Origin of the sequence: Allostreptomyces psammosilenae (assembly GCF_013407765.1) — a bacterium.
Classification (GTDB): Bacteria; Actinomycetota; Actinomycetes; order Streptomycetales; family Streptomycetaceae; genus Allostreptomyces; species Allostreptomyces psammosilenae.
Window position 1 is genome coordinate 504,751 of the sequence record NZ_JACBZD010000001.1, and the last position, 23,271, is coordinate 528,021.

The 23,271-nt window shown below is 72.1% G+C and carries 17 protein-coding genes and 2 CRISPR repeat arrays (1 of these 19 only partly in view); of the genes, 9 read left to right on the forward strand and 8 right to left on the reverse strand.

Annotated elements, in window-relative coordinates; genetic code table 11:
- Nucleotides 1–59 precede the first annotated feature (59 nt).
- From FHU37_RS01955 to FHU37_RS01985, 7 genes are all read right to left on the reverse strand, one after another.
- Nucleotides 60–1,577 (reverse strand): putative type IV secretion/conjugal transfer ATPase, encoded by a 1,518-nt coding sequence (locus FHU37_RS01955; RefSeq protein WP_179812486.1) that lies wholly within the window; start codon nt 1,575–1,577, stop codon nt 60–62.
- A gap of 21 nt (nt 1,578–1,598) precedes the next feature.
- The gene (locus tag FHU37_RS01960; RefSeq protein WP_179812487.1) at nt 1,599–2,012 is read right to left on the reverse strand and encodes a DUF6238 family protein; all 414 of its coding nucleotides are present in this window, start codon (nt 2,010–2,012) and stop codon (nt 1,599–1,601) included.
- 29 nt (nt 2,013–2,041) lie between these two features.
- Nucleotides 2,042–3,496, reverse strand: coding sequence for an SCO6880 family protein (locus FHU37_RS01965; RefSeq protein ID WP_179812488.1), 1,455 nt, complete (start codon nt 3,494–3,496; stop codon nt 2,042–2,044).
- An 81-nt stretch (nt 3,497–3,577) separates the two neighbouring features.
- A complete protein-coding gene (locus tag FHU37_RS01970) occupies nt 3,578–5,014 on the reverse strand; it encodes an SCO6881 family protein (protein WP_246449527.1) in 1,437 nt (478 codons plus the stop codon).
- Between the two features lie 43 nt (nt 5,015–5,057).
- Entirely contained in the window at nt 5,058–5,501 is a 444-nt protein-coding gene (locus tag FHU37_RS01975; protein WP_246449528.1) for a hypothetical protein, read from the reverse strand.
- A 257-nt stretch (nt 5,502–5,758) separates the two neighbouring features.
- Nucleotides 5,759–6,067, reverse strand: a complete 309-nt coding sequence (locus FHU37_RS01980; RefSeq protein WP_179812490.1) for a DUF6112 family protein — start codon at nt 6,065–6,067, stop codon at nt 5,759–5,761.
- 86 nt (nt 6,068–6,153) lie between these two features.
- A complete protein-coding gene (locus FHU37_RS01985) occupies nt 6,154–7,266 on the reverse strand; it encodes a C40 family peptidase (RefSeq protein WP_179815961.1) in 1,113 nt (370 codons plus the stop codon).
- Nucleotides 7,267–7,797: 531 nt separating this feature from the next.
- On the opposite strand from FHU37_RS01985, the gene FHU37_RS01990 reads away from it, so the two are divergent.
- Nucleotides 7,798–8,559 (forward strand): DNA-methyltransferase, encoded by a 762-nt coding sequence (locus tag FHU37_RS01990; RefSeq protein ID WP_179812491.1) that lies wholly within the window; start codon nt 7,798–7,800, stop codon nt 8,557–8,559.
- An 88-nt stretch (nt 8,560–8,647) separates the two neighbouring features.
- On the opposite strand, the gene FHU37_RS01995 is transcribed toward FHU37_RS01990, so the two are convergent.
- Complete coding sequence (locus FHU37_RS01995) at nt 8,648–8,791, reverse strand: hypothetical protein (RefSeq protein WP_179812492.1); 144 nt, start codon at nt 8,789–8,791, stop codon at nt 8,648–8,650.
- Between the two features lie 371 nt (nt 8,792–9,162).
- Nucleotides 9,163–12,433: a CRISPR direct-repeat array (repeat unit 28 nt; unit sequence GGACCATCCCCGCACGCGCGGGGCCGAC).
- Nucleotides 12,434–12,670: 237 nt separating this feature from the next.
- Here FHU37_RS01995 and cas3 point away from each other — a divergent pair.
- The 8 genes from cas3 (at nt 12,671) to cas2e (ending at nt 22,306) form a co-directional block, all read left to right on the forward strand.
- Complete coding sequence (gene cas3 / locus FHU37_RS02000) at nt 12,671–15,538, forward strand: CRISPR-associated helicase Cas3' (protein ID WP_312892733.1); 2,868 nt, start codon at nt 12,671–12,673, stop codon at nt 15,536–15,538.
- 203 nt (nt 15,539–15,741) lie between these two features.
- Nucleotides 15,742–17,478 (forward strand): type I-E CRISPR-associated protein Cse1/CasA, encoded by a 1,737-nt coding sequence (casA, locus tag FHU37_RS02005; RefSeq protein WP_246450139.1) that lies wholly within the window; start codon nt 15,742–15,744, stop codon nt 17,476–17,478.
- Nucleotides 17,475–18,080: a type I-E CRISPR-associated protein Cse2/CasB gene (gene casB / locus FHU37_RS02010; protein WP_179812495.1), complete on the forward strand. Its 606-nt coding sequence runs from the start codon at nt 17,475–17,477 to the stop codon at nt 18,078–18,080. The genes casA and casB overlap by 4 nt, the downstream gene beginning before the upstream one ends.
- 92 nt (nt 18,081–18,172) lie before the next feature.
- Nucleotides 18,173–19,327 carry a type I-E CRISPR-associated protein Cas7/Cse4/CasC gene (cas7e, locus tag FHU37_RS02015; RefSeq protein WP_179812496.1) on the forward strand — a complete coding sequence of 385 codons (1,155 nt, stop codon included), beginning with the start codon at nt 18,173–18,175 and terminating at the stop codon, nt 19,325–19,327.
- Entirely contained in the window at nt 19,324–20,202 is an 879-nt protein-coding gene (gene cas5e / locus FHU37_RS02020; RefSeq protein WP_179812497.1) for a type I-E CRISPR-associated protein Cas5/CasD, read from the forward strand. Before cas7e ends, cas5e begins: the two co-directional genes overlap by 4 nt.
- Before the next feature lie 5 nt (nt 20,203–20,207).
- Nucleotides 20,208–20,987 (forward strand): type I-E CRISPR-associated protein Cas6/Cse3/CasE, encoded by a 780-nt coding sequence (gene cas6e, locus FHU37_RS02025; RefSeq protein WP_179812498.1) that lies wholly within the window; start codon nt 20,208–20,210, stop codon nt 20,985–20,987.
- Nucleotides 20,988–20,993: 6 nt separating this feature from the next.
- Nucleotides 20,994–22,031, forward strand: a complete 1,038-nt coding sequence (cas1e, locus tag FHU37_RS02030; RefSeq protein WP_179812499.1) for a type I-E CRISPR-associated endonuclease Cas1e — start codon at nt 20,994–20,996, stop codon at nt 22,029–22,031.
- On the forward strand, nt 22,028–22,306 hold the full coding sequence (gene cas2e, locus FHU37_RS02035; RefSeq protein ID WP_179812500.1) for a type I-E CRISPR-associated endoribonuclease Cas2e: 279 nt from the start codon (nt 22,028–22,030) through the stop codon (nt 22,304–22,306). Before cas1e ends, cas2e begins: the two co-directional genes overlap by 4 nt.
- Before the next feature lie 18 nt (nt 22,307–22,324).
- Nucleotides 22,325–23,271: direct repeats of the CRISPR family, unit length 28 nt; unit sequence GTCGGCCCCGCACGCGCGGGGATGGTCC; it runs 302 nt beyond the window's last position.

Genomic DNA, 23,271 nt, shown 5'->3' on the forward strand with positions numbered 1-23,271 from the left:
ACAGGGATGGGGATGGGGCATGGCCGCCCGGCCGGTGATCGGGTCTCGCGGCGCCGGGGTCATCGGTGGGTTGCCGGGGTGGTGTGCATGCGGGCGTCGGTGTCGAACAGGGCCCGTTCGGTGGGGTGGAGGAGGTGTTGGACGATGAAGGAGCGGCCGGCGACCTTCCACAGGCCGCGTCCCTTGGTGAGGGCGGCGATGGCGTCGGTTTCCACGCTGGTCAGGCCGAGGAGGGTGGTGGCGGTGGCGAGCTGGTCGGTTTCCTGGCGGTAGATGACCCGGGTGGAGCAGTCGGTGAGCAGGCCCTCGGCGAGGGCTCGGCCTCGGGAGCCGGCGTCTCCGGCGCTGAGGAGGTCGGAGAGGCGGTGGATGACCATGAGGTTGGCGATGCCGAGGCCGCGGCTCAGCTTCCACTGGGCCTGCATGCGTTCCAGGAGGGGGACGTGGCGCATCAGGCGCCAGGCTTCGTCGTAGATCACCCAGCGTCGCCCGCCGGTGGGGTCGGCGAGCGCGGACTCCATCCAGGCGGAGGCGCAGGTCATGGCGAGGACCAGGGCGGTGTCGTCGCCGGCGGTGCCGAGGCGGGACAGGTCGATGGTGAGCATGGGCGCCGTCGGGTCGAATGCGACGGTGGAGGGGGCGTCGAACATGCCGGCCAGGTCGCCGGCGACCAGGCGGCGTAGGGCGTGGGCGAGGTTCTCCGCCGCGCTGGCGAGGCGTTCGGGTGAGGCGGGGGTGCCGCCGAGGTACTTGGGGTTGGCCAGGACGTTCGCGATGTGGCGCAGGAGGGGGGTGCCGCCGATGCGGGAGGTGTAGCCGACGACTTCGTCGAGGGCGACGTCGAGCGCGGTGTGCTCCATCGGCTGCAGTTCGCGGCCGAGCACGGTCTGGGCGAGCGAGCCGATCAGGAGCAGGCGGCGCTTGCGCACCTCACCGGCCCAGTCCTCCTCCGAGGTGCCGGCCGGGCGGGCGGGCGCGTCCAGTGGGTTCAGGCGTCCGGGCAGACCTGGCCCGAGGGCGATCGTCTGTCCGCCCAGGGCGGCGGCGACGCTGGTCCACTCGCCCCTGGGATCGCAGGGCACGTAGACGCGGTAGTTGTGGGCGATCGCGCGGGTGGCCAGGGACTTGGCCAGGGCGGACTTGCCCATGCCGATGATCCCGGCGAGCAGCATGTTCGGGTTGGTGAAGCCCTCCAGCCGCCCGTAGAGCGCGAAGGGGTCGAAGCAGAACGCGGCTTCCGCGTGGACGTCCCGGCCGATGTAGATGCCGTCCGCCCCGAGCCCGCCTTCCGCGAGGAAGGGGTAAGCCCCAGCGGCAACCGCGGTGGTCATACGGTGGGCGGGCAGCCTCAACCGGCCACCTCGGGCGGAGGCCGGACCTGGCCGACCCGACTGCGGGTAGGTGGCGCGCAGGTCGAGGTCGTCCTCGTCTGCGGTCGCACGGTTGCGGGTGGGGAGGGCGTGGCGGGCAGTCTGCCGGGCGGCGGCGAAGGCAGCCTGGGCCCGGCGCTGTTCGTCGCGAGTGGTCGTGCGCGGGCGGTACAGCGGGCTGGCGCTCGCGCGAGGGCTGCGGGACATCGGGTGTCGCTCCGGCTCCGGTCAGGGGCGGGTGAGGTCGGTCGGGGTGCTGTGGCGCCGCACCCGCACCCCTGCGGTCAGGTGCCTCTGGCACACGGTCAGCTCCGGGGCGCCCTCGGGGAGGCCGAGTCGGCACTCCTCGCGGGAGGGCACGCGGCCGGTGGTGGGGTGGGGGGCCGCGTGGTACGCGGCGTGCAGAGCGTCGGCGACCTGCCACAGCCGGGTCCGCGCCTCGCGCAGGCGCCCGGCCTCGATCGGCGCGACCGGGTCAGTGCGGGCGCCGTGGGCGTCGACGAGGCGGTGCAGGGAGAGCACCAGGGCGTGCAGGGCGTCCAGCTCGTCCCGCGGGGCCGCCGCCGGCCCCGGTGGGAGTTCGAGGGTGTGGTGGAAGTCGATGGCGGCGCCGGCGAAGGCGAGCAGGTCAGAGGAGGGCATGAGCGGTGGGTCGGCCTTCGCGAGGGTGGTCAGGGGCGGGCGAGGGGGAGAGCGGCCAAGGTGAAGGCTTCGGCCTGCTGCCAGGTCAGCAGCCGCAGGTCGATCAGGGCACCCACGGCGGCGGTCTCGATCACCGCGCACGCGCCGCGCAACTGCTCTTCGGTGTCCGCTGAGACGGTGAGGAGGCCGGTCAGCGCGACGTCGGCGTGGCCGGCGATCAGCTGCCGCTCGCGGGCCTTGGCGTCGGCGTACTCGATGGAGTCCTCTTCGGAGTCGACCTGTCCGCGGCGTGCGCGCTCGGCGGCGTCCGCCACCACGCTGGCCTTTCGCCGCTGCACGTCGCGGAGCGCGGCCTCCAGGCTCTTGGGCGCGTAGGTGAGGGAGAGGGTGCGGCGCACGCCGGAGGAGAACAGCACCTGATGGAGGAACGCTGGGCTGGTCTCGATGCGGGGCCAGTTCTCGATCCAGTACACGGCGTGGTACGCGGAGTCGGTCTGCAGGTATTCGCCGTGCTCGACCACGACCACCGGTCCGGCCGCCGCCGGGTCGGCCTGCGGATGGCCGGTGGGGGACCAGCGTTCGAGCCGGGCGAGGGCGGCGGGGTCGTAGGCGGTGCGGACCACGGCTGCGATCTGGCGGGCGGACAGCCAGCCGGCGGGGGTGAGGCCGGCGGTGCGGGCGGCTTGGTCGAAGGAGGCGGTGATCTGCCCGAGGACGGCGAAGGCGCCGGTCAGGCCGCCCCCGGCCTGGTTGATCAGGCGCCGGGCGGCGCGCAGGTCGAGGGCGAGGGCGACATACGCCTCGTGCGGCGCGGCTGCCGGGCCGGCGGCCTGCAGGAGTTCGGTGTAGAGCGGCCCGGCGACGGGGGTGTCGGGCCGGCCGTGGCTGGCCCAGTAGCGCTGCAGCGCGTCCCCGGAATCCGGCACGGTGCGCTCCAGGACCTGAATGCGGGCGACGTGCCCGGTGCGCGCCAGCGCGGCGAGGGCGCGGCCCCAACCGGCGACGTTGGCGTGCTGCGTCGCCGGGTCGAGCAGGGCGAAGGCGCGGCTGCTGATTTTGAGGACGGCCGTGAGGGTGGCGTGGTGCGGGTCGTGCACGGCGGCGAGCCGACCGTCGGGAGCGGTGACCACCCGCAGTGACGCGGCCGTGCCGGGCAGGTGCAGCAGCCCGTCCCGCACCGGCCGTGTGGACGGGCGGGCCAACCAGATGAGCTGGCCCTGGGCTCGCCGCAGGAGGTAGCGGGTGGCGATGGGGAGCCAGTCGGCCAGGGCCCGGCCGCGGTGCCGGACGAAGACGGCCGCCAGGACCAGGCCCCACAGCGGGACCAGGCGCAGGGCTCCGGACAGGCCGGAGGTGAGCATCACGCCGAGGACGAGCAGGCCGGTGGTGGCGGTGACGGTGAGCTGCGGGGCGGTCAGGCCGAGCAGCACCCCGCGCCTGCTGCGGTGCGGGAACTTCACGGTGGGCGGGGCGACGTCGGGCAAGGAACCGTCCCAGAGAGAGCCAGGGAAGAGGAGGGAGGTGGGGCGGGCTGGGGGAGCAGCCCGCCCCGGCGAGGGGTGTGATCAGGAGGAGTCGCGGGAGGACTGCCGGAAGGTGAACCGCGTTGGCGTTGGGGCAGCCGTTGCCGCCTCACCGGCCGGGGCTGGGGCGGAACGCACGGGGTCCGCATCCACCGAGGTGATGGGGCTGGAGCTGCTGGCAGACGGGCCGCTCGTGGAGCCCGGTGCCGGTGCCGGGGCTGGGGCTGGGTTCGGACCTGGGTTCGGGGCGGGGGCGTCGGCGCGCCGGATCAGCGGTCGTCCGCGGTCGCCGGTGGTGGGCGGGCGGGTGATCAGCGGACGTCCGCGATCGCCCGTGGTGTTCGGGTTGATCGCGTCCCTGTAGCTGAACCGGGTCTGGGCCGGTCCGCGGTCGGTGATGCCGTCGTGGCTGGTCACACCGCCGGCCGGGCTGATGCCGGTGACCACCCCGTCCTTGCCCGCGCCCGCGACGGAGGGCGGCCCCTGCGGAGCCGGTGCGCTGCCTGCGCCGCGCGCCTGCATGGCCAGCGTGCCGGCGGTGCGGGCGGCGCCCGCGACCGTGGCCAGCCCGGCGGCGCCGGTGCGGTGCAGGTCCGCGCCGTTGGTGCCGTCGGCCGCCCAGTGCACGAACCGGTAGGTCGCGTAGGGGCAGAACAGGACCAGAGCGAGGACCACCAGGCCGGCGATGGCATCGGACAGAGCGGCGAGTCCGTCGGCAGGGTCGGACTGGCCGATGGCGGAGATGCCGATGAGGAACACGATGGTCATCAGCAACTTCGAGACGACCAGGGTGGCGGTGGCCTCGATCCATCCGCGCCGCCACCGCTTCGCGGCATCCCATCCGCCACCGGCACCTGCCAGGGGAGCGAGGGTGACCAGGACGTAGATGCCGACCTGGCGGAACACCATCACGCCCCAGTACAGGAACGCGCCGATCGCACACGCAAGGGCCACCAAGGAGGGCACACCCCACCCCATCGGGTGCATCATGCCCAGCGACTGCACGGTCACCAGACGGCGCACCGCGTCGTCGATCGACGTGCCCGCCACCGTGAACAGGCCGTTCGACAGGGCGTCCACGATCGTGAGGGCGATGCCGGTGAGGGTGATGGCCAGGAAGGCGAACGCGACGCCGGTCGCGGTGCCGGTGAACGCCTGCCACAGGGCGCGTTCGTCGCGGCGCCAGGCGGCGGCAGCGAGCTGGAGGCAGAAGGTGCCGACCATGAGGATCAGCGCGATCGGCAGCATGAGCGCGTAGTTCTCGCGGAGCCACGGCGCGGACAGGTTCACCGTGGTGGTGCTGTCCACCGCGCTCGCGGCGAGGTCGGCCGCCGAGGCGGCGAGGTCGCCGGCCGAGGCGGCGATCCACGCGCCGATGCCGTTCGTGATCGCCTGTCCGGTGCCCTCGGCGACACCTCCGATGGCCTGACACACCTGGTCCATCAACGGCAGCGAGCACGCGCCGGTGCCATCAGGCATGGGTGATCACCTCCTTCGGTCAGAGGGCGTTGAGGGTCAGGGGTCAGGGGGCGACGGTGGGCAGCACGCCCACCAGGGCACAGGGCTGCTCCGGCCGGCACTGGACGGCGAGGGTGACCGCACGGGGCTCGGCGCCCTGACCGCCGCCGTTCCAGCGGATCGTCTGCTCGCCGGTGGCGGTGACCGCGTAGACGTAGGCGTCGGTGATCGCCCCCGGATCGGCGGCCAGGGCGTCGGTGAACGCGGCCGGGAAGTGCGCCTCGAACACCTCGGCAGTGGCGTACTGGCCGTTGTCCCGCATCCGCTCCCACAGCACCGGCCCCGGCACCTGCGCCGCCACCGATGCCTCGTCCGCGACGCCGTCCTCCCCGGTGAGCCACGCGCGCAGATCCTGCAGGTGATCCTGCTGCGTGCGCGCCCGGGTGTCGTACGACCACAGCGCCGCGGCAGCCGCCCGCGCGAAGACGATCGGATCCGTGGTCTCCACCGGCGGTACCGCAGCCTGCTCGGTCGCGGCCGAGTCGGCGGAGGTGGAAGTCGGGGTGGCGGGCGAGGCAGGAAGGAGAGGAGCCACTGGCATCGCCGACGTGCTCAGTGCCGATGGCGGTTTCGGGTCGGCGTTGGAGGAACGGGAGAGGAGCGCGGCAAGCAGAGCTACCAGCAGCAACCCGACCAGGACCATGGCACTGGCCGCGAGCCGACGACGGTCCAGGCCCGCAAGGCGCGCGGGCTGAGCGGACGGGGTCACTGGACCCGCTCGCCGAGGGCGGCGAAAAACGCCACGATGCCGTTGGCAGCACCCAGCACCAGTGCGGCACCGGCAGCGACCACCACGCCCTTCTTCCCATTCGCCTCGGCCTGGTGACCACCCGAGTGGTGGCCCCACGCCCACACCAACGCGCTCAGCGCCAGCGCGCCGACCACGGCGATGATCGCGAAGAGGTTGATGCTGCCCATCACGTCCCGCAGGACATTCAGGCCCGGCAGGCCACCCTCACGGGGCGTCACCCCCGGATCGAAGGAAACCGCCGCCAAAGGCAGTATTGCGGACAAACAGGACTCCGTTCTGCTGAAAACGCGTGCGCGGAACCACCGCCGCGAACCGGGCGGGCATGAGGAGAAGGGGTGGAGGAGGGAGGTCAGCCGACGATGCGGCGGGCGGCGAGGATGTCAGGTCGCCAGTCGGCCAGAGCGCCGACCCGGACGACGTCGCCCGTCCTCGGCGCGTGAACGACCAGGCCGGAGCCGATGTACATCCCGACGTGCTCCGGCGCCGCCGGCGTGCCCCGGGTGAAGAGCAGGTCGCCGGGGTGAAGGGCGTCCGCGCTGACGGCCGTGCCTTCGCCGACCTGTGTGTAGGTGGTTCGGGTCAGGGAGACGCCGGCGGCGGCGTACGCCTGCTGCATCAGGGACGAGCAGTCACACCGCCCCATCGGGTCCGGGCCGCGCGGGTCGGTGCAGGTGCCACCCCACTGGTACGGGGTGCCGAGCTGCCCCAGCGCCCACCGGATCGCCACCTGCACTTCCCGCCGGACGTCACCGGGGACCTCGTACCCTTCGGGGAGGGCGCCGGCAGGGATGGGGCCGAAGCCGGAACCGTCTGGGCCACACCCCGACACCAGGGCCGCGGCTCCCCTGGTACCGCTGGCGGGCGGATCGATGGTGGGCGCGATGGCCTGCTGGAGGGTGGTGGCCAGCTCCCACTTCGCGTAGGCGTCCGGGAAGTCGGACCGCTGCACCGCCTGGGCGGCTTGCGTCAGCGTCATGGACTCCCAGCCGTCCACCGCCAGCAGGCCCTCGTAGAACTTCGTCGAGGCGTACACCGGATCCTGGATCTGCTCCGCCGTCCCCCACCCCTGCGAGGGCCGCTGCTGGAACAAGCCCAGCGAATCGCGGTCGCCGTAGGACAGGTTGCGCAGGGAGGACTCCTGCAGGGCGGTGGCCAACGCGATCACCTGACCCCGAGCCGGCACACCCATCGCCACACCGGTCGCCTGGATTGTCCGCGCGTGCGGAATTTGTGCGGAAGGATCGTCCAAGCCGGCAACCGCTGCTACATCCTCGGCTGGCCCGCTGCCGGACACGATGGAGGCCACCTGTGCGGCGACCGCCGCGGTATCCACAGCCTGTGGACTGCCTGAGCAGGCGGCGGACGCCTGCCCGGCAACGGCCACCAGGACCGCCGGACCGATCACCACCACCGGGCCTACCGCCACCAGGCCGATCAGTCCGGCAGCCGCGAGTTTCTTCAACCAACCCCCTTCACCAGAACGCCGCCCCAGGGTGAACACGAAGTGGCGATTGTCCTTCCGTGTCCGGTGCGGCGCCGCTGAACCGGCGGAATCCTGCGGCGCCGTACCGGAGATCACCCGCATTACCCCCTGAGAGGTTGCGGGATACGAGGTGACGGAAGCAGCGAATGCCCCACCGCCTGTCCGGAAGCGGCAGCCAGCCGCCCTGGTAATCTCTCTCGCCTCACACACGGCCCCTTTCGTGATGGATTTCGCGGGTGGCGCGGCGGACCGTACGGTGCCCGAGCCGCGCTGCTCGCCGGAGGAAACATCTCCGGCGCGCTGGCAGGCCCAGACAGTAAACCGAGCACCGCAGCACGACCAAACGGCCCGGGAGAACGTCGCGAAAAGGGTGATCGGGGAAGGGATTAGGTGCGGATGCGGGACGGGGTCTACATTCCGTCGTCACGGTGCGCTCCGCGCGGCTGCGCGATTTCGAGGCGCCGCCCGGAGCGCACCCAATCCTCTTCGCGCCCCCGGGAGCCCATCCACGTGCCCTACACCCTGCACCGCGGCGACGCCCGGACCGTGCTCGCCGGCCTGCCCGACGGCATCATCGACGCCGTCATCACCGACCCCCCGTACAACTCCGGAGGCCGCACCAGCGCCGAGCGCACCACCAAGACCGCCCGCGCCAAGTACACCAGCGGTGACGCCGGCCACACCCTCGCGAATTTCCCGGGCGACAACCGTGATCAGCGCTCCTACACCCGCTGGCTGACCGAACTGCTCACCGAGTCCTACCGCGCCGCGAAGAAGCACGCGGTCGCCGTGGTATTCACCGACTGGCGCCAGGAACCGTGCACCACCGACGCCCTGCAGATGGCCGGCTGGACCTGGAGCGGAACCCTTCCCTGGATCAAGCCCGCATCACGACCCCGCAAGGGCGGATTCAAGCAGTCATCCGAATTCATCGTCTGGGGCGTGAAGGAAAGCCTCGACCGCAGCCGTGCGATTTACCTGCCCGGCCACTTCATCGCTTCCCAGCCGCGAAAGGGCCGCGTCCACATCACCCAAAAGCCCATCGAGGTCATGCGTGAAATCGTCCAGATCGCCCCGCCCGGCGGAACCGTCCTGGACCCCTTCACCGGCTCCGGCACCACCGGCGTCGCCGCCCTGCGCGAAGGCCGCCAGTTCATCGGCGTGGAACTCTCCGACCACTACGCCACCATCGCCGAGGCCCGCCTGAACGCCGAGGAGAACGGACTGACCCAGGACGACTTCATCCTCGCCGGCCCCGGAGACACCGCATGACCACCACCGACCCCACCGACAGAACACAGCGGGGCGGTCGCGAGCCACCACAGTGGCTCCCGGCCGCCCCGCCCATGAGCGGCTGCCGTCAGCTCGTCTCCAGGGCCCGGCGGATCAGGTCGCCGGCCCGTTCCAGGTCGGCGTGGTCGCGGATCCGGACCTCCAGGTCCCCCAGTCCCCGGTGACCCAGCCCCTGGACATTCCTGGTGAAGCCCTGTCGCAGCTCCACCATTGTCCGGTCGAGGCGCAGCTGGACCAGCAGGGTGTGGCTGGTGGAGCGACTTGGCTCTGTGGTGGCAAAACCATCCCCGCACGCGCGGGGCCGACCTGCGCGCGGCCAGCGGCTCGTCCTCGGCCCAGGGACCATCCCCGCACGCGCGGGGCTGACGCCATGGTAATCCTCTCGTCAGGCCATCTGGAAGGACCGCCCCCGCACGCGCTGGGCCGACTGGTCACCTGCGAAAGTTGGCAGGTGACCCCCAACCACCCCCGCGTGTGTGTGTGGCGCCGACCGCGGCAAGGGCCGGGCGCGGCGCCCCGACGACGAACCATCCCCGCACGCAGGCCGACTCCGCGATCGACCCCATGCCGGGGATGTAGGCGGGACCATCCCTGCACGCGCGGGGCCGACGAAGCCACCCACATACCAAAGTTCGTAGGTAAGGGACCATCCCCGCACGCGCGGGGCCGACGTCGTAGAGGGTCGAGCGGGGGATGTCGGCGAGGGACCATCCCCGCACGCGCGGGGCCGACCGACCCGGCGACGCACCGGTTGCCGAAGAACCGGGACCATCCCCGCACGCGCGGGGCCGACCGCTGCCGGCCGATAGGTGATCCCCAGGAGGAGGACCATCCCCGCACGCGCGGGGCCGACGATCCGGCGCCGTCACGGCTCTGCCCAGGCAGAGGACCATCCCCGCACGCGCGGGGCCGACCGCGATGGTGGTATCGCTCATATCCATGTCCCCGGACCATCCCCGCACGCGCGGGGCCGACCTGTCGAGCTGCTTGTTGGCGATGCGTTCCGCGGGAACCATCCCCGCACGCGCGGGGCCGACCGTGCTGTACTCGTTGAAGGTGTCGAGGAGGTCGGACCATCCCCGCACGCGCGGGGCCGACGGCCGATCATCGGCCTCGCCAGCGCCGCCAGCCGGACCATCCCCGCACGCGCGGGGCCGACGGCCCGAGCAGCGTCGAGCAGATCCTGCACGGCGGACCATCCCCGCACGCGCGGGGCCGACCGACCGCGCCGTGACTGAAGGAGTCCGGCATGGGGACCATCCCCGCACGCGCGGGGCCGACGCAGATGTCGAGCGCCCCTTGCTCCGATGACTCGGACCATCCCCGCACGCGCGGGGCCGACTCGTCCCGGCCTGGCTGGCCGCAGCATGGATGCGGACCATCCCCGCACGCGCGGGGCCGACGTCACGGACAGATGCGCTAGCTCTCCTCAAGGTGGACCATCCCTGCACGCGCGGGGCCGACGGCCGAGGAATCGTCGGCCTCGGCGGAGTCGGAGGACCATCCCCGCACGCGCGGGGCCGACATTTCGACGGGCAGCCTCAGGAGGAACCGGCCGGGACCATCCCCGCACGCGCGGGGCCGACCGTCGGTGGCGACAGGAGCGCCTGGACAGCGGCGGACCATCCCCGCACGCGCGGGGCCGACTGACGGCCGCCGAAGGTCGCAGGCCGGACGAGGGGACCATCCCCGCACGCGCGGGGCCGACCCGGCCGGCACCGCGCCGGCCGTCCATGCCCCGGGACCATCCCCGCACGCGCGGGGCCGACGAGCTGCCCGCCGACGTCCCCCGAACAGGGGTCGGACCATCCCCGCACGCGCGGGGCCGACGCGGGGTACGTGATGTCCGTGCCCTCCTCCGTGGGACCATCCCCGCACGCGCGGGGCCGACGCCGTGACGAGGGCATTGCCGGTGTCGCACCCGGGGCGCGGGGCGGACCATCCCCGCACGCGCGGGGCCGACGGGGAGACGCCCAGGTGGGCGGCGGCCTCGGCGGGACCATCCCCGCACGCGCGGGGCCGACGGTCTGGCCCGCAACACGGCGGAGACTGCCGGGGGACCATCCCCGCACGCGCGGGGCCGACTATGCCGACCCATACTCGGCACGTCAACTAGGGGGACCATCCCCGCACGCGCGGGGCCGACTCCACCACCGCGGCGATGGCGGCCGACGGCAGCGGACCATCCCCGCACGCGCGGGGCCGACACCGCGCTGGACGACGGCTTCATGGCCTACGAGGGACCATCCCCGCACGCGCGGGGCCGACTTGGAGCGCCACGCATCCGCTTCCGCGAACGTCGGACCATCCCCGCACGCGCGGGGCCGACGCTCGACAACTCCCACCGGATGCAGTGGGCATCGGACCATCCCCGCACGCGCGGGGCCGACGCAACGTCGACGGCCAGGCGGACGCGGAGGAACGGACCATCCCCGCACGCGCGGGGCCGACCGGAGTCGGCGTGCTGGTCCTTTTCGCACCCCCGGACCATCCCCGCACGCGCGGGGCCGACGTATGACATCTTTCAAGGGAAGCGCGACTGGGCGGACCATCCCCGCACGCGCGGGGCCGACCCGGGGTAGGTCCGGTGCCTGATGTGACGGGCCGGACCATCCCCGCACGCGCGGGGCCGACCGAGCGGGACCGCTCCCCGGCTCCTGACCAGCCGGACCATCCCCGCACGCGCGGGGCCGACATGACCCGCCAGATACCCGTATCCGCGCATCGCGGACCATCCCCGCACGCGCGGGGCCGACGACGCCCAGGGTCGCTACTACGGCGCGGGCCCAGGACCATCCCCGCACGCGCGGGGCCGACGGCCGGTCTCGCGGCGCGTTCACCGGCACCTCCGGACCATCCCCGCACGCGCGGGGCCGACCCACCCAGCCCGGGGGCCGGGCGCGCGACCCGAGGACCATCCCCGCACGCGCGGGGCCGACCGGCTCGCTCGGCGTGTACTGCCGTACAGGGACGGACCATCCCCGCACGCGCGGGGCCGACGAGCCGGCGGAATCCCGCAGCTCGAAAATCAGGGGACCATCCCCGCACGCGCGGGGCCGACTACCTGAACGGCGGCCCGGCACTCCCCGAGCGCGGACCATCCCCGCACGCGCGGGGCCGACCGGGAGCTGCGGGGTCGTCACGCGGACACCCCCGGACCATCCCCGCACGCGCGGGGCCGACGCTTCATGGGGGGTTAGCGACGGCTGATCCGGGGACCATCCCCGCACGCGCGGGGCCGACGGCCTCGGCGACGCGCTCGTGCGCCGAGCGAACGGACCATCCCCGCACGCGCGGGGCCGACGAAGTGGTGCGTGTCAAACGTTAGGGGGTGTGCGGACCATCCCCGCACGCGCGGGGCCGACCCTCTGCCTGGAGGATTCCAGCGCGAGGATACGGGACCATCCCCGCACGCGCGGGGCCGACGTCTGCGCAACATCCGGGGACACGTCCGCGCGCGGACCATCCCCGCACGCGCGGGGCCGACCGCCCGAGCAGCCCGTAGTAGGGGCTCAACGGGGGACCATCCCCGCACGCGCGGGGCCGACGCGGGCCCAACCGGCCACGACGCCGCGTAAGGAGGACCATCCCCGCACGCGCGGGGCCGACGGAGCTTCCTTCGGTCTCAGCCGGTCGAAGAGCGGACCATCCCCGCACGCGCGGGGCCGACCCGTGCTCAGTCGCGGTCGCGGTCCGGCCCTCCGGACCATCCCCGCACGCGCGGGGCCGACTGGATGGGCCGGCGGATCATCGGTTGCGGCATCGGACCATCCCCGCACGCGCGGGGCCGACCGAGGATTCCTCGGCGCGGAGGTATCCGTGGTCGGACCATCCCCGCACGCGCGGGGCCGACACTTGCTGACCTGCTGGTTTATCGAGCGGGGTGGCTGTTTTTCTTTAGTTGGGTGGCGGCGGTTCTGCGGTCTCGACCTGGGGTTGGTGAGGGTGGGGGCATGGGTTCGCTCGGGTGGTAGGCGTGTTGTCGGTGGCGGGGTCTATTGTGCCGCTGTAAGCGTGCACGGGGAGTGCCGAGTTGGCCACGGAGGGGTGGGTGGTTGGGGTGGACCGGGAGTTGGTGGCCCTGTTAGGGGTGCTGTGGGGGAAGTCGAAGGAGAAGGCGGGCGGTAGGACGAACCTGCTGGTGTCGCATCTGCTGGATACGGCGGCTGTGGCGGAGTGTATGTGGGATCACTTCCTGGCGCCGTCGACTCGGCGGTTGTTGGACGAGGTGGCGGGAGGGCCAGGGCGGGGGCGCCGCTTCTTCGCGTGGTTGTGTGGCATTCACGATTGCGGGAAGGCCAGTCCCGCTTTCCAGCGGACGTGGCCGGAGGGCGCTGCCGTTGTCCGTGCCGCCGGGTTGTCGTGGCATGAGCCGTCGATCGCGAGCTGTCGGTGGCGGCATGACCGTGCGGGGGGATGGATCCTTCGGCAGGTGCTGGCACGTGAGGGGTGGGCGCCGGAGCATGTGTCGTGGGTGTGGCCGCTGGTGGCGGGGCATCACGGAGCCTTCCCGACGGAGGGAGGCCTGGAGCCTTTGCCCAGGAGGGCCAATAAGCAACTGCAGGGGACCGGCTCCTGGCCTCGGGTTCAGCAGGGACTGGTGGAGTACTTCACCCGCCAGCTGGGATTCGCGGACCTGGCCGAGGTGGCGCCGGTGCGGGTCCCGTCGCGCGCCGCGCAGCTGCACCTGTCCGGCCTGGTGGTGATGGCGGACTGGATCGCCAGCGATGAGCGGTACTTCCCCGGTGTGGACGTCCTTGGGAAGGTGTCGCTCGAGGGAGCGCGGGAGCGTGCCCGGCTGGGATGGGAGAAGTTGGGCCTGCGCGGCGGGTGGGGTGCGCTGGCGGAGCCGGGGCCCGACGCGTTCCGGGAGCGGTTCGGGAATGAGCCGCGGCCTTCTCAGCACATGGTGGTCGAAGCGGCCATGCGGATGGAGGCGCCGGGCCTGCTGGTGGTCGAGGCCCCGATGGGGGAGGGGAAGACGAAGGCCGCGTTGCTGGCGGCGGAGGTGCTGGCGGCACGCTTCGGGGCGGACGGGGTGTTCGTTGGTATGCCGACGCAGGCGACCAGTGACCCGATGTTCACCCAGGTACGCACCTGGGTGAAGAGGATCGACGAGGGCCTCGGTTCGCTGGTGTGTTTGCTGCATGGCAAGCGGATGGTCAACAAGGAGTGGCGGGAGCTTCTGCGCGGGGTTGGAGCTGACGGGGGTGGGGTGTTCGGTGGGGTCGACGAGTACGGGGAGTACTACGACGACGATCCGTACGGGCTGACGGCAGCCGCCTACGATCCTCCGGGGGCGGGCGAGGCGGTGCGTCAGGGGCCGGCGGAGTGGTTCCTGGGCGCCAAGCGGGGACTGCTGTGCCCGTTCGTGGTGGGCACCATTGATCAGTTGCTGTTCGCGGCGACGCGTACCCGGCATGTGATGCTGCGGATGGCCGGGCTCGCCGGCAAGGTGGTGGTGCTGGACGAGGTGCACGCCGCAGACGTGTACATGTCGCAGTTCCTGATGGAAGGGCTGCGGTGGCTTGGCCAGGCCGGTGTGCCGGTGATCCTGTTGTCGGCGACCCTGGCTCCGGGGCAGCGGCGGGCGCTGACCAGCGCCTACCTGGCTGGCGCCGCCTCGCGGGAGAAGTACGAACCGGAGAACCTGCCGGAGCCAGGTGGCTATCCGGCCGTCACGGCCGCATGGTGGGACCCGGGGCAGACGGAGTCGCGTTTCCACGTCGACCACTGCGCGAGTTGGCGCCCCGACCTGACGGTGCGGGTGGAGCTGCTTCCCGAGCAGGTGCCCGGTCGGCAGGGGGCGCGTGACGATTACGACAGTGCGCGGCAGGCGGCCCAGGCCCTTGCCGACGCCGCCGTGGTGGACCTTCTGGAGCGCGAACTCGCTGAGGGCGGGTGTGCGCTGGTCATCCGAAACACCGTCGACCGGGCCCAGACCCTATACGAACGTCTGCGGGTCCGCTTCGGGCCCGAGGTGGAGTTGCTGCACGGGCGGCTGGCCATCGGCCCACGGGCCGACCGCACCGACAGGTGCCTGGAGTTGCTCGGGCCTCCACCCCGTCCCGGCCAGGGCGAACATCAACGCCCTGGCCGAATGATCCTGGTGGCGACCCAGATCGCCGAACAGTCCTTCGACGTGGACGCGGACCTGCTGATCACCGATCTGGCCCCGATCGACCTGCTGCTGCAGCGGGTCGGGCGCCTGCACCGACATGACGGCGTCACCCGGCCGGGAGCCTTGCGGGTACCGCGGGTGGTGATCACCGGGTTCGGCACCGGCGAGGCGGGCGCGCCGCCGCGCTTCCTGCCCGGGAGCGAGGCGATCTACGGGCGGTTCCTGCTGCTGCGCACCGCCGCCCAGGTCCTGCGGGCCGCGGCCGGCGAGGGCTGGAGCATCCCCGGTCAGGTGCCCGACCTCGTGCGCGCCGTCTACGACGTGCGCTGCGGTGTCCCGGACGGCTGGCGTGGGGCCGAGGCGCGCGCGGAGGAGAAGTGGGAGCGCGAGCAGACGGAGCGCGCGGGCAGGGCCGCAAAGTATGTGCTCACACGGTTGGGTGAAGGCGAGAACACCACGCTGTCCGGCCTGCACTACACCGCTGCCGCCGCGGACAGTGACGACTCGCTCGAGGCGGCGGTGCGTGACGGCAAGCCAAGCATGGAGGTCGTCCTGGTGCTGCGTGGCGACGGGGTGTATCGCACCCTGAGCGGGCGAGCACTGACCCCCAGCGGGGATGTGGCCGAGGACCTGCTCGATGACGTCCTTGCCGGGACGATACGCCTGCCCTCGTCGTACACCGAGGCCGTCACCAAGGAGTTGCTGCCCTTGCCAGGCTGGTACGGGCATCCGTGGCTGCGCCACAAGCCGGCGCTGGTCCTCGATGCCGACAGGCGCGCGGTCCTCGGGGGACAGCCGTTGCGCTACGACGACGAGCAGGGCCTCGTGCGGGGCTGAGACGCATCGCCGAGCGACTTCCGCGGGGACCAAGCCGAGGGCCCGGACGGGCACGGTTGGCCGTCGGGCTGGTCTCTCTCGTCACACAGGCACCGATTCTCGCGTTCGTCTGATAAGTCCGTCCCGTTCCGCAACAATGCTGACGGAGGTTTCAATGGCAGGAGTAGAGGGTATACATGTTGGCTTCCTTCAACCTGATTGATATGCCATGGCTGCGCGGTCAACTCGCGGGCGAGGCCGGGACGCGGGAGTGCGGCGTGGTGGAAGCGCTCCTGGACGCCCACCGCTTCCGGGACCTGGTGGTGGACCTTCCCACCCAGAAGCCCGCCCTGCTGCGGCAGCTCCTGCTGCCGATCGTCATCGACGCGATCGGTCTGCCGGCTGACAGGGCCGAGTGGGCCGCGGTGTTCGCCGCCGGAAGGTTCACCGACGAACACCGCGACAGGATCACGAATTACCTGGGCTCGCACAGACACCTGTTCGACCTGTTCAGTCCGGTGGAGCCGTTCGGGCAGGTGGCGGATCTGCACACGGCGAAGAACGAGACCAAGGGCGCGGCCCTGCTGGTCGCCACCGCCGCCACGGGCAACAACGTGCCGCTGTTCTCCTCCCGGACCGAGGCGGATCCACTGGAGCTGACACCGGCCCAGGCGGCGCACTGGCTGCTGCACACCCATTGCTGGGACACGGCCTCCATCAAGACCGGGGTAGTTGGCGACCCACAGGTGAAATCGGGAAAGACCACCGGCAACCCGACCGGACCGTTGGGTCAGCTCGGGGTCGTCTTACCAGTTGGCCGGACCCTGTTCGAAACGCTCATGCTCAACCTCCCGGCCGAAGGCAAGCCCGCCCCGGACGATCTGCCACAGTGGCGGCGTCGTGATCGGGCAGGTGAGCCGTGGAAGACCCGAAGCGTCGCCACCCCCGCCTGGCAGACGCGCAACCCCACCGGGCTACTGGACCTGCTGACCTGGCAGTCCCGCCGTATCCGCCTGTTCCCCGAACAGACCACCGACGGGATTCGCGTCTCGCGGGTGATCGTGGCGGCAGGGGACCGCCTCGAGCAGATCCCCGACATCGAGCCGCACACCGCCTGGATCATCGACCCGCCCAGCGGCGCGAAGAAGAAGGCCGGCGGTGCCGCCCGGTTGCCCCGCCCCCGGCGCCACCAGCCGGGCAAGGCCGCCTGGCGCGGGCTGGAGGCGCTGCTCGCCATCGACTGGCAGGACGTCGAAGCGACGAAGACCCGTGCCGGCTTTCGCACCAGCCGCCTCCTCGACGCCTTGCGCGTCCGTCAGCACCACATGCCCGACGGCTACCCGCTCCAGGTCGAGCTGACCGGCATCTCCTACGGCACCCAGTCCGCCGTCATCGAGGACATCCTCCACGACTCCATCCCGCTGCCGCTGACCGCCCTGGACCCGTACAGCCTTACCTTCACTTCGCTCCTGGGCGTGGCCGATCAGGCGGAGAGACTGGCCAACGCGGTGAACAACCTCTCCGCTGACCTGCGCCGCGCCGCCGGCGCCGAACCGATCCCCTGGGACAAGGGCCAACGCCCGGGTGAAACCCTCCTCCATGCTCTCGACCCCCTGGTGCGGCGGCTCCTGGCCGGGCTGCGCCAGGTGGGTGAGGACTTCGACGAGGCCGAACGCGGCCTCCTGGCCTGGGAACGCGCCGCCGCCCGCCAGACCTGGCTGGTAGCCGAGCAGCTCATCGCCACCGCGGCTCCGGGCGTGTTCGCCGGCCGCACCATCACCAAGGACGGCAAGGACCGCACCTACCGGCTCAGCAGCGCCGAGACCGCCTTCCGCAGCCAACTGGACACCGTACTCACCCGGCTGGCCACCGAACACGACAACGACGCTCCCGGTCCGGAGGAGGCGCCCAGCGTGCCCGCCCCCCGGCACGAGAATCCGCACGTCCCGATCGAAGGATGACCACCGTGTCGGACACCACCGCCCGCCGCTACTGGAACCGGCATGTCCGCAAGGACGGAACCTGGCGCATCGACCCGAGCACCGGGCAGGAGATGCGGCCGCCCGGCGAGGACCTGGCCGCGATGCGCTCCGGCCTCGGCCGCCCCGCCGTAGCCGTCCCCGCACTGTGGCCCTTCTACACCTGCGAGGTGGACGACCGCGCCGCCCAGCGCGGCGAAGTCTCCCAGGAACAAGACGCCGAGCATGCCGCCCTCGCCCTGTACGGCCTCCACCAGCAGGCACACAAGCGCCCCATGCACGCCCCCGGCACCAGCGTCGGCCGCGCCCTGAGGACCCTACGCCACCACGAACGATTCAGCCAGGACGCCGTGGACCGCCGAGTGCAAGCCGCGGTCAACAGCACCTCCGTCTCCACACTCCTCTACCGACTCCGCGGCCTGGTCAGCCAACTCCACACCATCAAGCAACCCCTCGACTACGACCTGCTGATGGCCGACATCCTCGACTGGCACCGGCCCGACACCCGCCAACGAGCCCGACGCCGCTGGGGCCTGAACTACTACGCCTGGCAACGCCCCGCCACTGCGCAGCCCGGCACCTGAGCCGACCAGTACCGCGACCGACAAAGGCCGCCCAACTCGCTCCCCCCACCGAACCGCCCCTGCCCACCAGCAGCGAAACCGAGGAAACGCTCATGGAACCCCGCCTCTACATCGACGTCCACATCCTGCAGACCGTGCCGCCCGCCAACCTCAACCGCGACGACCACGGCAACCCCAAGGAGGCGTACTTCGGCGGCGTGCGCCGATCACGGGTCTCATCGCAGGCGTGGAAGCGCGCCACCCGCAAGCGCTTCGCCGAGCACCTGCCCGAGCAGGACCTCGCGACCCGCACCAAGAAGATCGCCGCCAAGCTGACCGAACGCCTCCAGCAGCGGTGCGGCCTGGACGAGGACCAGGCGTCCCGCATCGCCGCGGCCCTGCTCGCACCCCTCGGCATCAGCGCCGGCAAGAAGGCCGGCGACACCGCCTACCTGTTCTTCTACGGCCGCCGCCAGCTCGAAGACGTCGTCGACCTGATCGCCGACCGCGCCACCGAACTGGCCGCCCTTCCCGACACGGACCTGGAAGCACAGATCAAGGACCTGCCCGTGCAGGAGAAGTTCAGCACCGGGCACCCCCTCGACGTCGCCCTGTTCGGCCGCATGGTCGCCGACATCCCCTCCCTCAACGTCGACGCCGCCACCCAGGTCGCCCACGCCCTGTCCACCCACGCCACCGAACTCGAATTCGACTACTACACCGCGGTCGACGACGAGAACACCCGGGAGGAAACCGGCGCCGGCATGATCGGCAACATCGGCTTCAACTCCGCCACCCTCTACCGCTACGCCACCGTCGGCCTGCACCAGCTCATGGACAACCTCTCCGACGCCGCGGCCGCGGTCGACGCCGCCGACCTCTTCGTCGAATCCTTCGCCCGCTCCATCCCCACCGGCTACGAGAACTCCTTCGCCCACCGCACCCTCCCCAGCTTCGTCGCCGTCGTGCTCCGCGCCGACCAGCCCGTCAACCTGGTCTCCGCGTTCGAAACGCCCATCACCACCACCACCGCCGGGATCGCCACCGCCTCCGCCCAGCGCCTGGCCCGCGAACACACCGCCGCCATCCGCATGTGGGGCGACACCCCGCTCTACACCGCCCAGTGCCACAGCTTCGATGCCGACCGCGACGACACCGCGACCGCCGCGGTGTTGAAGGAAGCGTTCGGCGAGCCCCTCACCTTCACGGACCTGCGCAACGGCCTGCGCGCCCAGCTCACCACCGCCTTGCAGCAGGAGCGGGCATGACCAGCACACCTCCCCACCCCACGCACACCCGCCCCGCCGAGCGACACGATCCCCTCCCGGACGGCGCCGACCACGGCGGAGAAGAGGCCGTGCTGCTGCTACGGCTGGCCGGCCCCCTGCAGTCCTGGGGAGACCGCAGCGTCTTCAACCGCCGCGAGACCCGGCCCGAGCCCACGAAGTCCGGCGTACTCGGCCTCCTCGCCGCCGCCGAAGGACGAGCCCGCGAGGACCGCCTCGACGACCTGACCCAGCTTCGCCTCGGCATCCGCGTCGACCAACCCGGCACGCTGCTCCGCGACTACCACACCGTCAGCGACTACCGGGGACGCCCACTGCTGCAGGCAGGCGTCTCGGCCAAGGGCCGGCAGAAGCCGACATCCCCCGCGAAGAACACCCACATCACCATCCGCTACTACCTCCAGGACGCCGTCTTCGTGGCCGCCCTCGCCGGCCCCGCACCACTGCTGCGCACCCTGGACACAGCGGTGCGGCACCCGGCGTACCCCCTCGCCCTCGGCCGACGCTCCTGCCCGCCCACCCAACCGGTCAGCCTCGGCCTACGCGACACCAGCGACCTGCGCCAGGCACTCGAAGCCGAGCCCTGGCAAGCCGCCCGCCACGTCCGCAACGAGCAGGGGCGCCGCAACAGCTACCCCACACACGTGGACCTGTCGGCCACGATCGAGGACCCGGACGGCGACGACGTACGGCACGACGTACCCCAGTCGTTCCACCCTCGCTCCCGCTCCTACACCAGCCGCCGCGTCCGCCACCTGTGGATCCCCACCCCCACCGGATTCACCACCCCCACCAACAACGACCAGCCGAGACAGCCCTCCGCCGGCCACGACCCGTTCGCCCTCCTGGGCTGGTGACCCCCATGACGTACCTCTCCCGCATCCGCATCAACCCCCTGCGCGCCGCCAGCCGCAAACTGCTCGCCAACCCCCGCGCCATGCACGGCGCCGTCGCCGGCGGCATCACCGGCACCCCCGACAGCGAACGCGTCCTGTGGCGCCTCGACACCGACAACCCCCACCGACCCCACCTGTACATCCTCACCCGGAGCAAACCCGACTGGACCCACATCGTCGAACAGGCCGGATGGCCCGGCGCCGAAGGCGAACACGCCGCCATCCGCGACTACACACCCCTGCTCGCCCAGATCGCCACCGGACGCGAGTTCGCGTTCCGCCTCACCGCCAACCCGGTGCAGAACACCGCCACCCCCGACAAGGCCACCCCCACCCAGGCCGCCCGACTCGAAGCTGCCCGACTCGAAGGCCGCCAGACCCGCGGGCTGCGCATCGGACACCGCACCGCCAACGCCCAACTCCACTGGCTCCTGCAACGCACCGAACGCTGGGGCTTCACCATCCCACCCTCCCGCGTCGACCCACCGGCCCCCGGCCTCGCCCCCACCAACGAGACCGCGGACGCCGACCCGCCGCGCGAAGTACGCATCACCGCCCGCCAACGCCACTCCTTCGCCAAGGGCGGCAACGGCCGAGTCGTGCTGCACACCGCCACCTTCGAAGGCCACCTCCGCATCACCGACCCCGACGCGTTCACCGAACGCCTCCTGAACGGCATCGGCCCCGCCAAGTCCTACGGCTGCGGCCTCCTCACCCTCGCACCCCTGACCAACCGGAGCACCTGAACCACCGTGGCCGACATCTGGTGGAAAGCCCACCCCCACGACCTGCACCGCCTCACCGACCGCGTCTCCAGCATCTACGTCGAACGCAGCCACCTCGACCGTGACGAGAACGCCGTCGTCATCATCAACAAACGCGAAACCGTCCGCGTCCCCGCCGCCATGATCGCCGTCATGCTCCTCGGCCCCGGCACCCGCACCACCCACGGCGCCATCCGCCTCCTCGCCGACCCCGGCACCGCCGTGTGCTGGGTCGGCGAACAAGGCGTCCGCATGTACGCGGCCGGCCTCGGCCCCAGCCGCGGCGCCGGACTCCTTCACCGCCAAGCCTGGCTCGTCACCCGCACCAAGGAACGACTCGGCGTCGCCCGCGCCATGTACGGCATGCGCTTCCCCGGCGAGGACGTCTCCACCAGCACCATGCAACAACTGCGGGGCCGGGAAGGCGCCCGGATCCGCAAGCTGTACCAGGAACACTCCCGGCGTACCGGCGTCCCCTGGAACGGCCGCGTCTACAAACCCGGTGACGCCTTCGCCGCCGGCGACGACCTCAACCGCCTCCTGTCCGCCGCCAACGCCGCTCTCTACGGCATCTGCCACGCGGTCATCGTCGGCCTCGGCGCCAGCCCCGGCCTGGGCTTCGTCCACACCGGCTCCGCCACTTCCTTCGTCATGGACATCGCCGACCTGTACAAAGCCGAATACACCATTCCCCTCGCCTTCGACCTCGCCGCCAAGGGACTCGTCGACGAGCGCGACGCCCGCACCGCCCTGCGAGACCGCATCGCCGAGACCCGACTCCTCGGCCGCGTCGTCAACGACATCAAAACCCTGCTGACCCCCGACGGCGTCGACTTCGACACCCCCGAGACCAACGAACTGTGGGACGAACGCACCGGAACCGTCCCCGGCGGCGTCAACTGGTCTTCCACCCCCATGGACCTCGACCTCGCACCCACCATCGTCCCGGCCGACATGGGCCAGCAGCACATCACGATCATCGGCCCCGACCTCGACGGAGTCCCGACCGACGAGGAACCTCGATGACCGTCATCGTCCTCATCGCCGCACCCGACGGACTCCGCGGCCACCTCACCCGCTGGATGGTCGAAGTCAACGCCGGTGTCTTCGTCGGCAACCCCAGCCGCCGCATCCGCGACCGCCTCTGGGACCTTCTCGCCACACGCATCGGCGACGGCCAAGCCGTCCTCGTCGAACCCGCAGACAACGAACAAGGCTGGGCCGTCCGTACCGCAGGCCGCGACCGCTGGCGCCCCACCGACTACGACGGACTAATCCTCTCCGCCCGAAACCGCCGATAAAACCCCAGGTCAGCAAGTGTCGGCCCCGCACGCGCGGGGATGGTCCCCTGGCCCTGTCGCGTCCCTTCCTCTGCGGTAAGTCGGCCCCGCACGCGCGGGGATGGTCCGCTCCGGATGCCCGTGGTGAGCATCAGCAGGAGGTCGGCCCCGCACGCGCGGGGATGGTCCCTTGCTCCGCCCGGGTGGCGGGGAGAGGAGACCGTCGGCCCCGCACGCGCGGGGATGGTCCGGCGCGCGAGCTGAGCTCCCGGCCCGGGGTGGCGTCGGCCCCGCACGCGCGGGGATGGTCCCTTTCTCCCACGCGCCTCCCGCTGCAGCGGTGCGTCGGCCCCGCACGCGCGGGGATGGTCCGTTCGGCGGTCCGCGCGACCGCCCACGTCGGGGGTCGGCCCCGCACGCGCGGGGATGGTCCGGGTGAGTCCTTCTCGTCGGCAGGCTGGCCGCGGTCGGCCCCGCACGCGCGGGGATGGTCCCGTGTGCGGCGCGTCCACGGGGTTGTTGAGGCGGTCGGCCCCGCACGCGCGGGGATGGTCCCGGGGACGCGCTGGACGTCTCCGCCCTGGATGAGTCGGCCCCGCACGCGCGGGGATGGTCCCCGCTCGCGGTGACCAGCACGACGACGTCGCAGGTCGGCCCCGCACGCGCGGGGATGGTCCCTTGGACCCGGTCTACGACGACATGGTCCGTGCGTCGGCCCCGCACGCGCGGGGATGGTCCGGCGCCGGCAACCTCGCCAGCTTGCGCTGGCCTGTCGGCCCCGCACGCGCGGGGATGGTCCGCCGGTGCCGATCACGCTGGCGATCGGGTCGTGGTCGGCCCCGCACGCGCGGGGATGGTCCTGCCCGCCACGCCCCCGCACATCACACCGCTGCGTCGGCCCCGCACGCGCGGGGATGGTCCCGCCCATCCGCGCGCCGGCCGGTTCCTCGACGCGTCGGCCCCGCACGCGCGGGGATGGTCCTCCG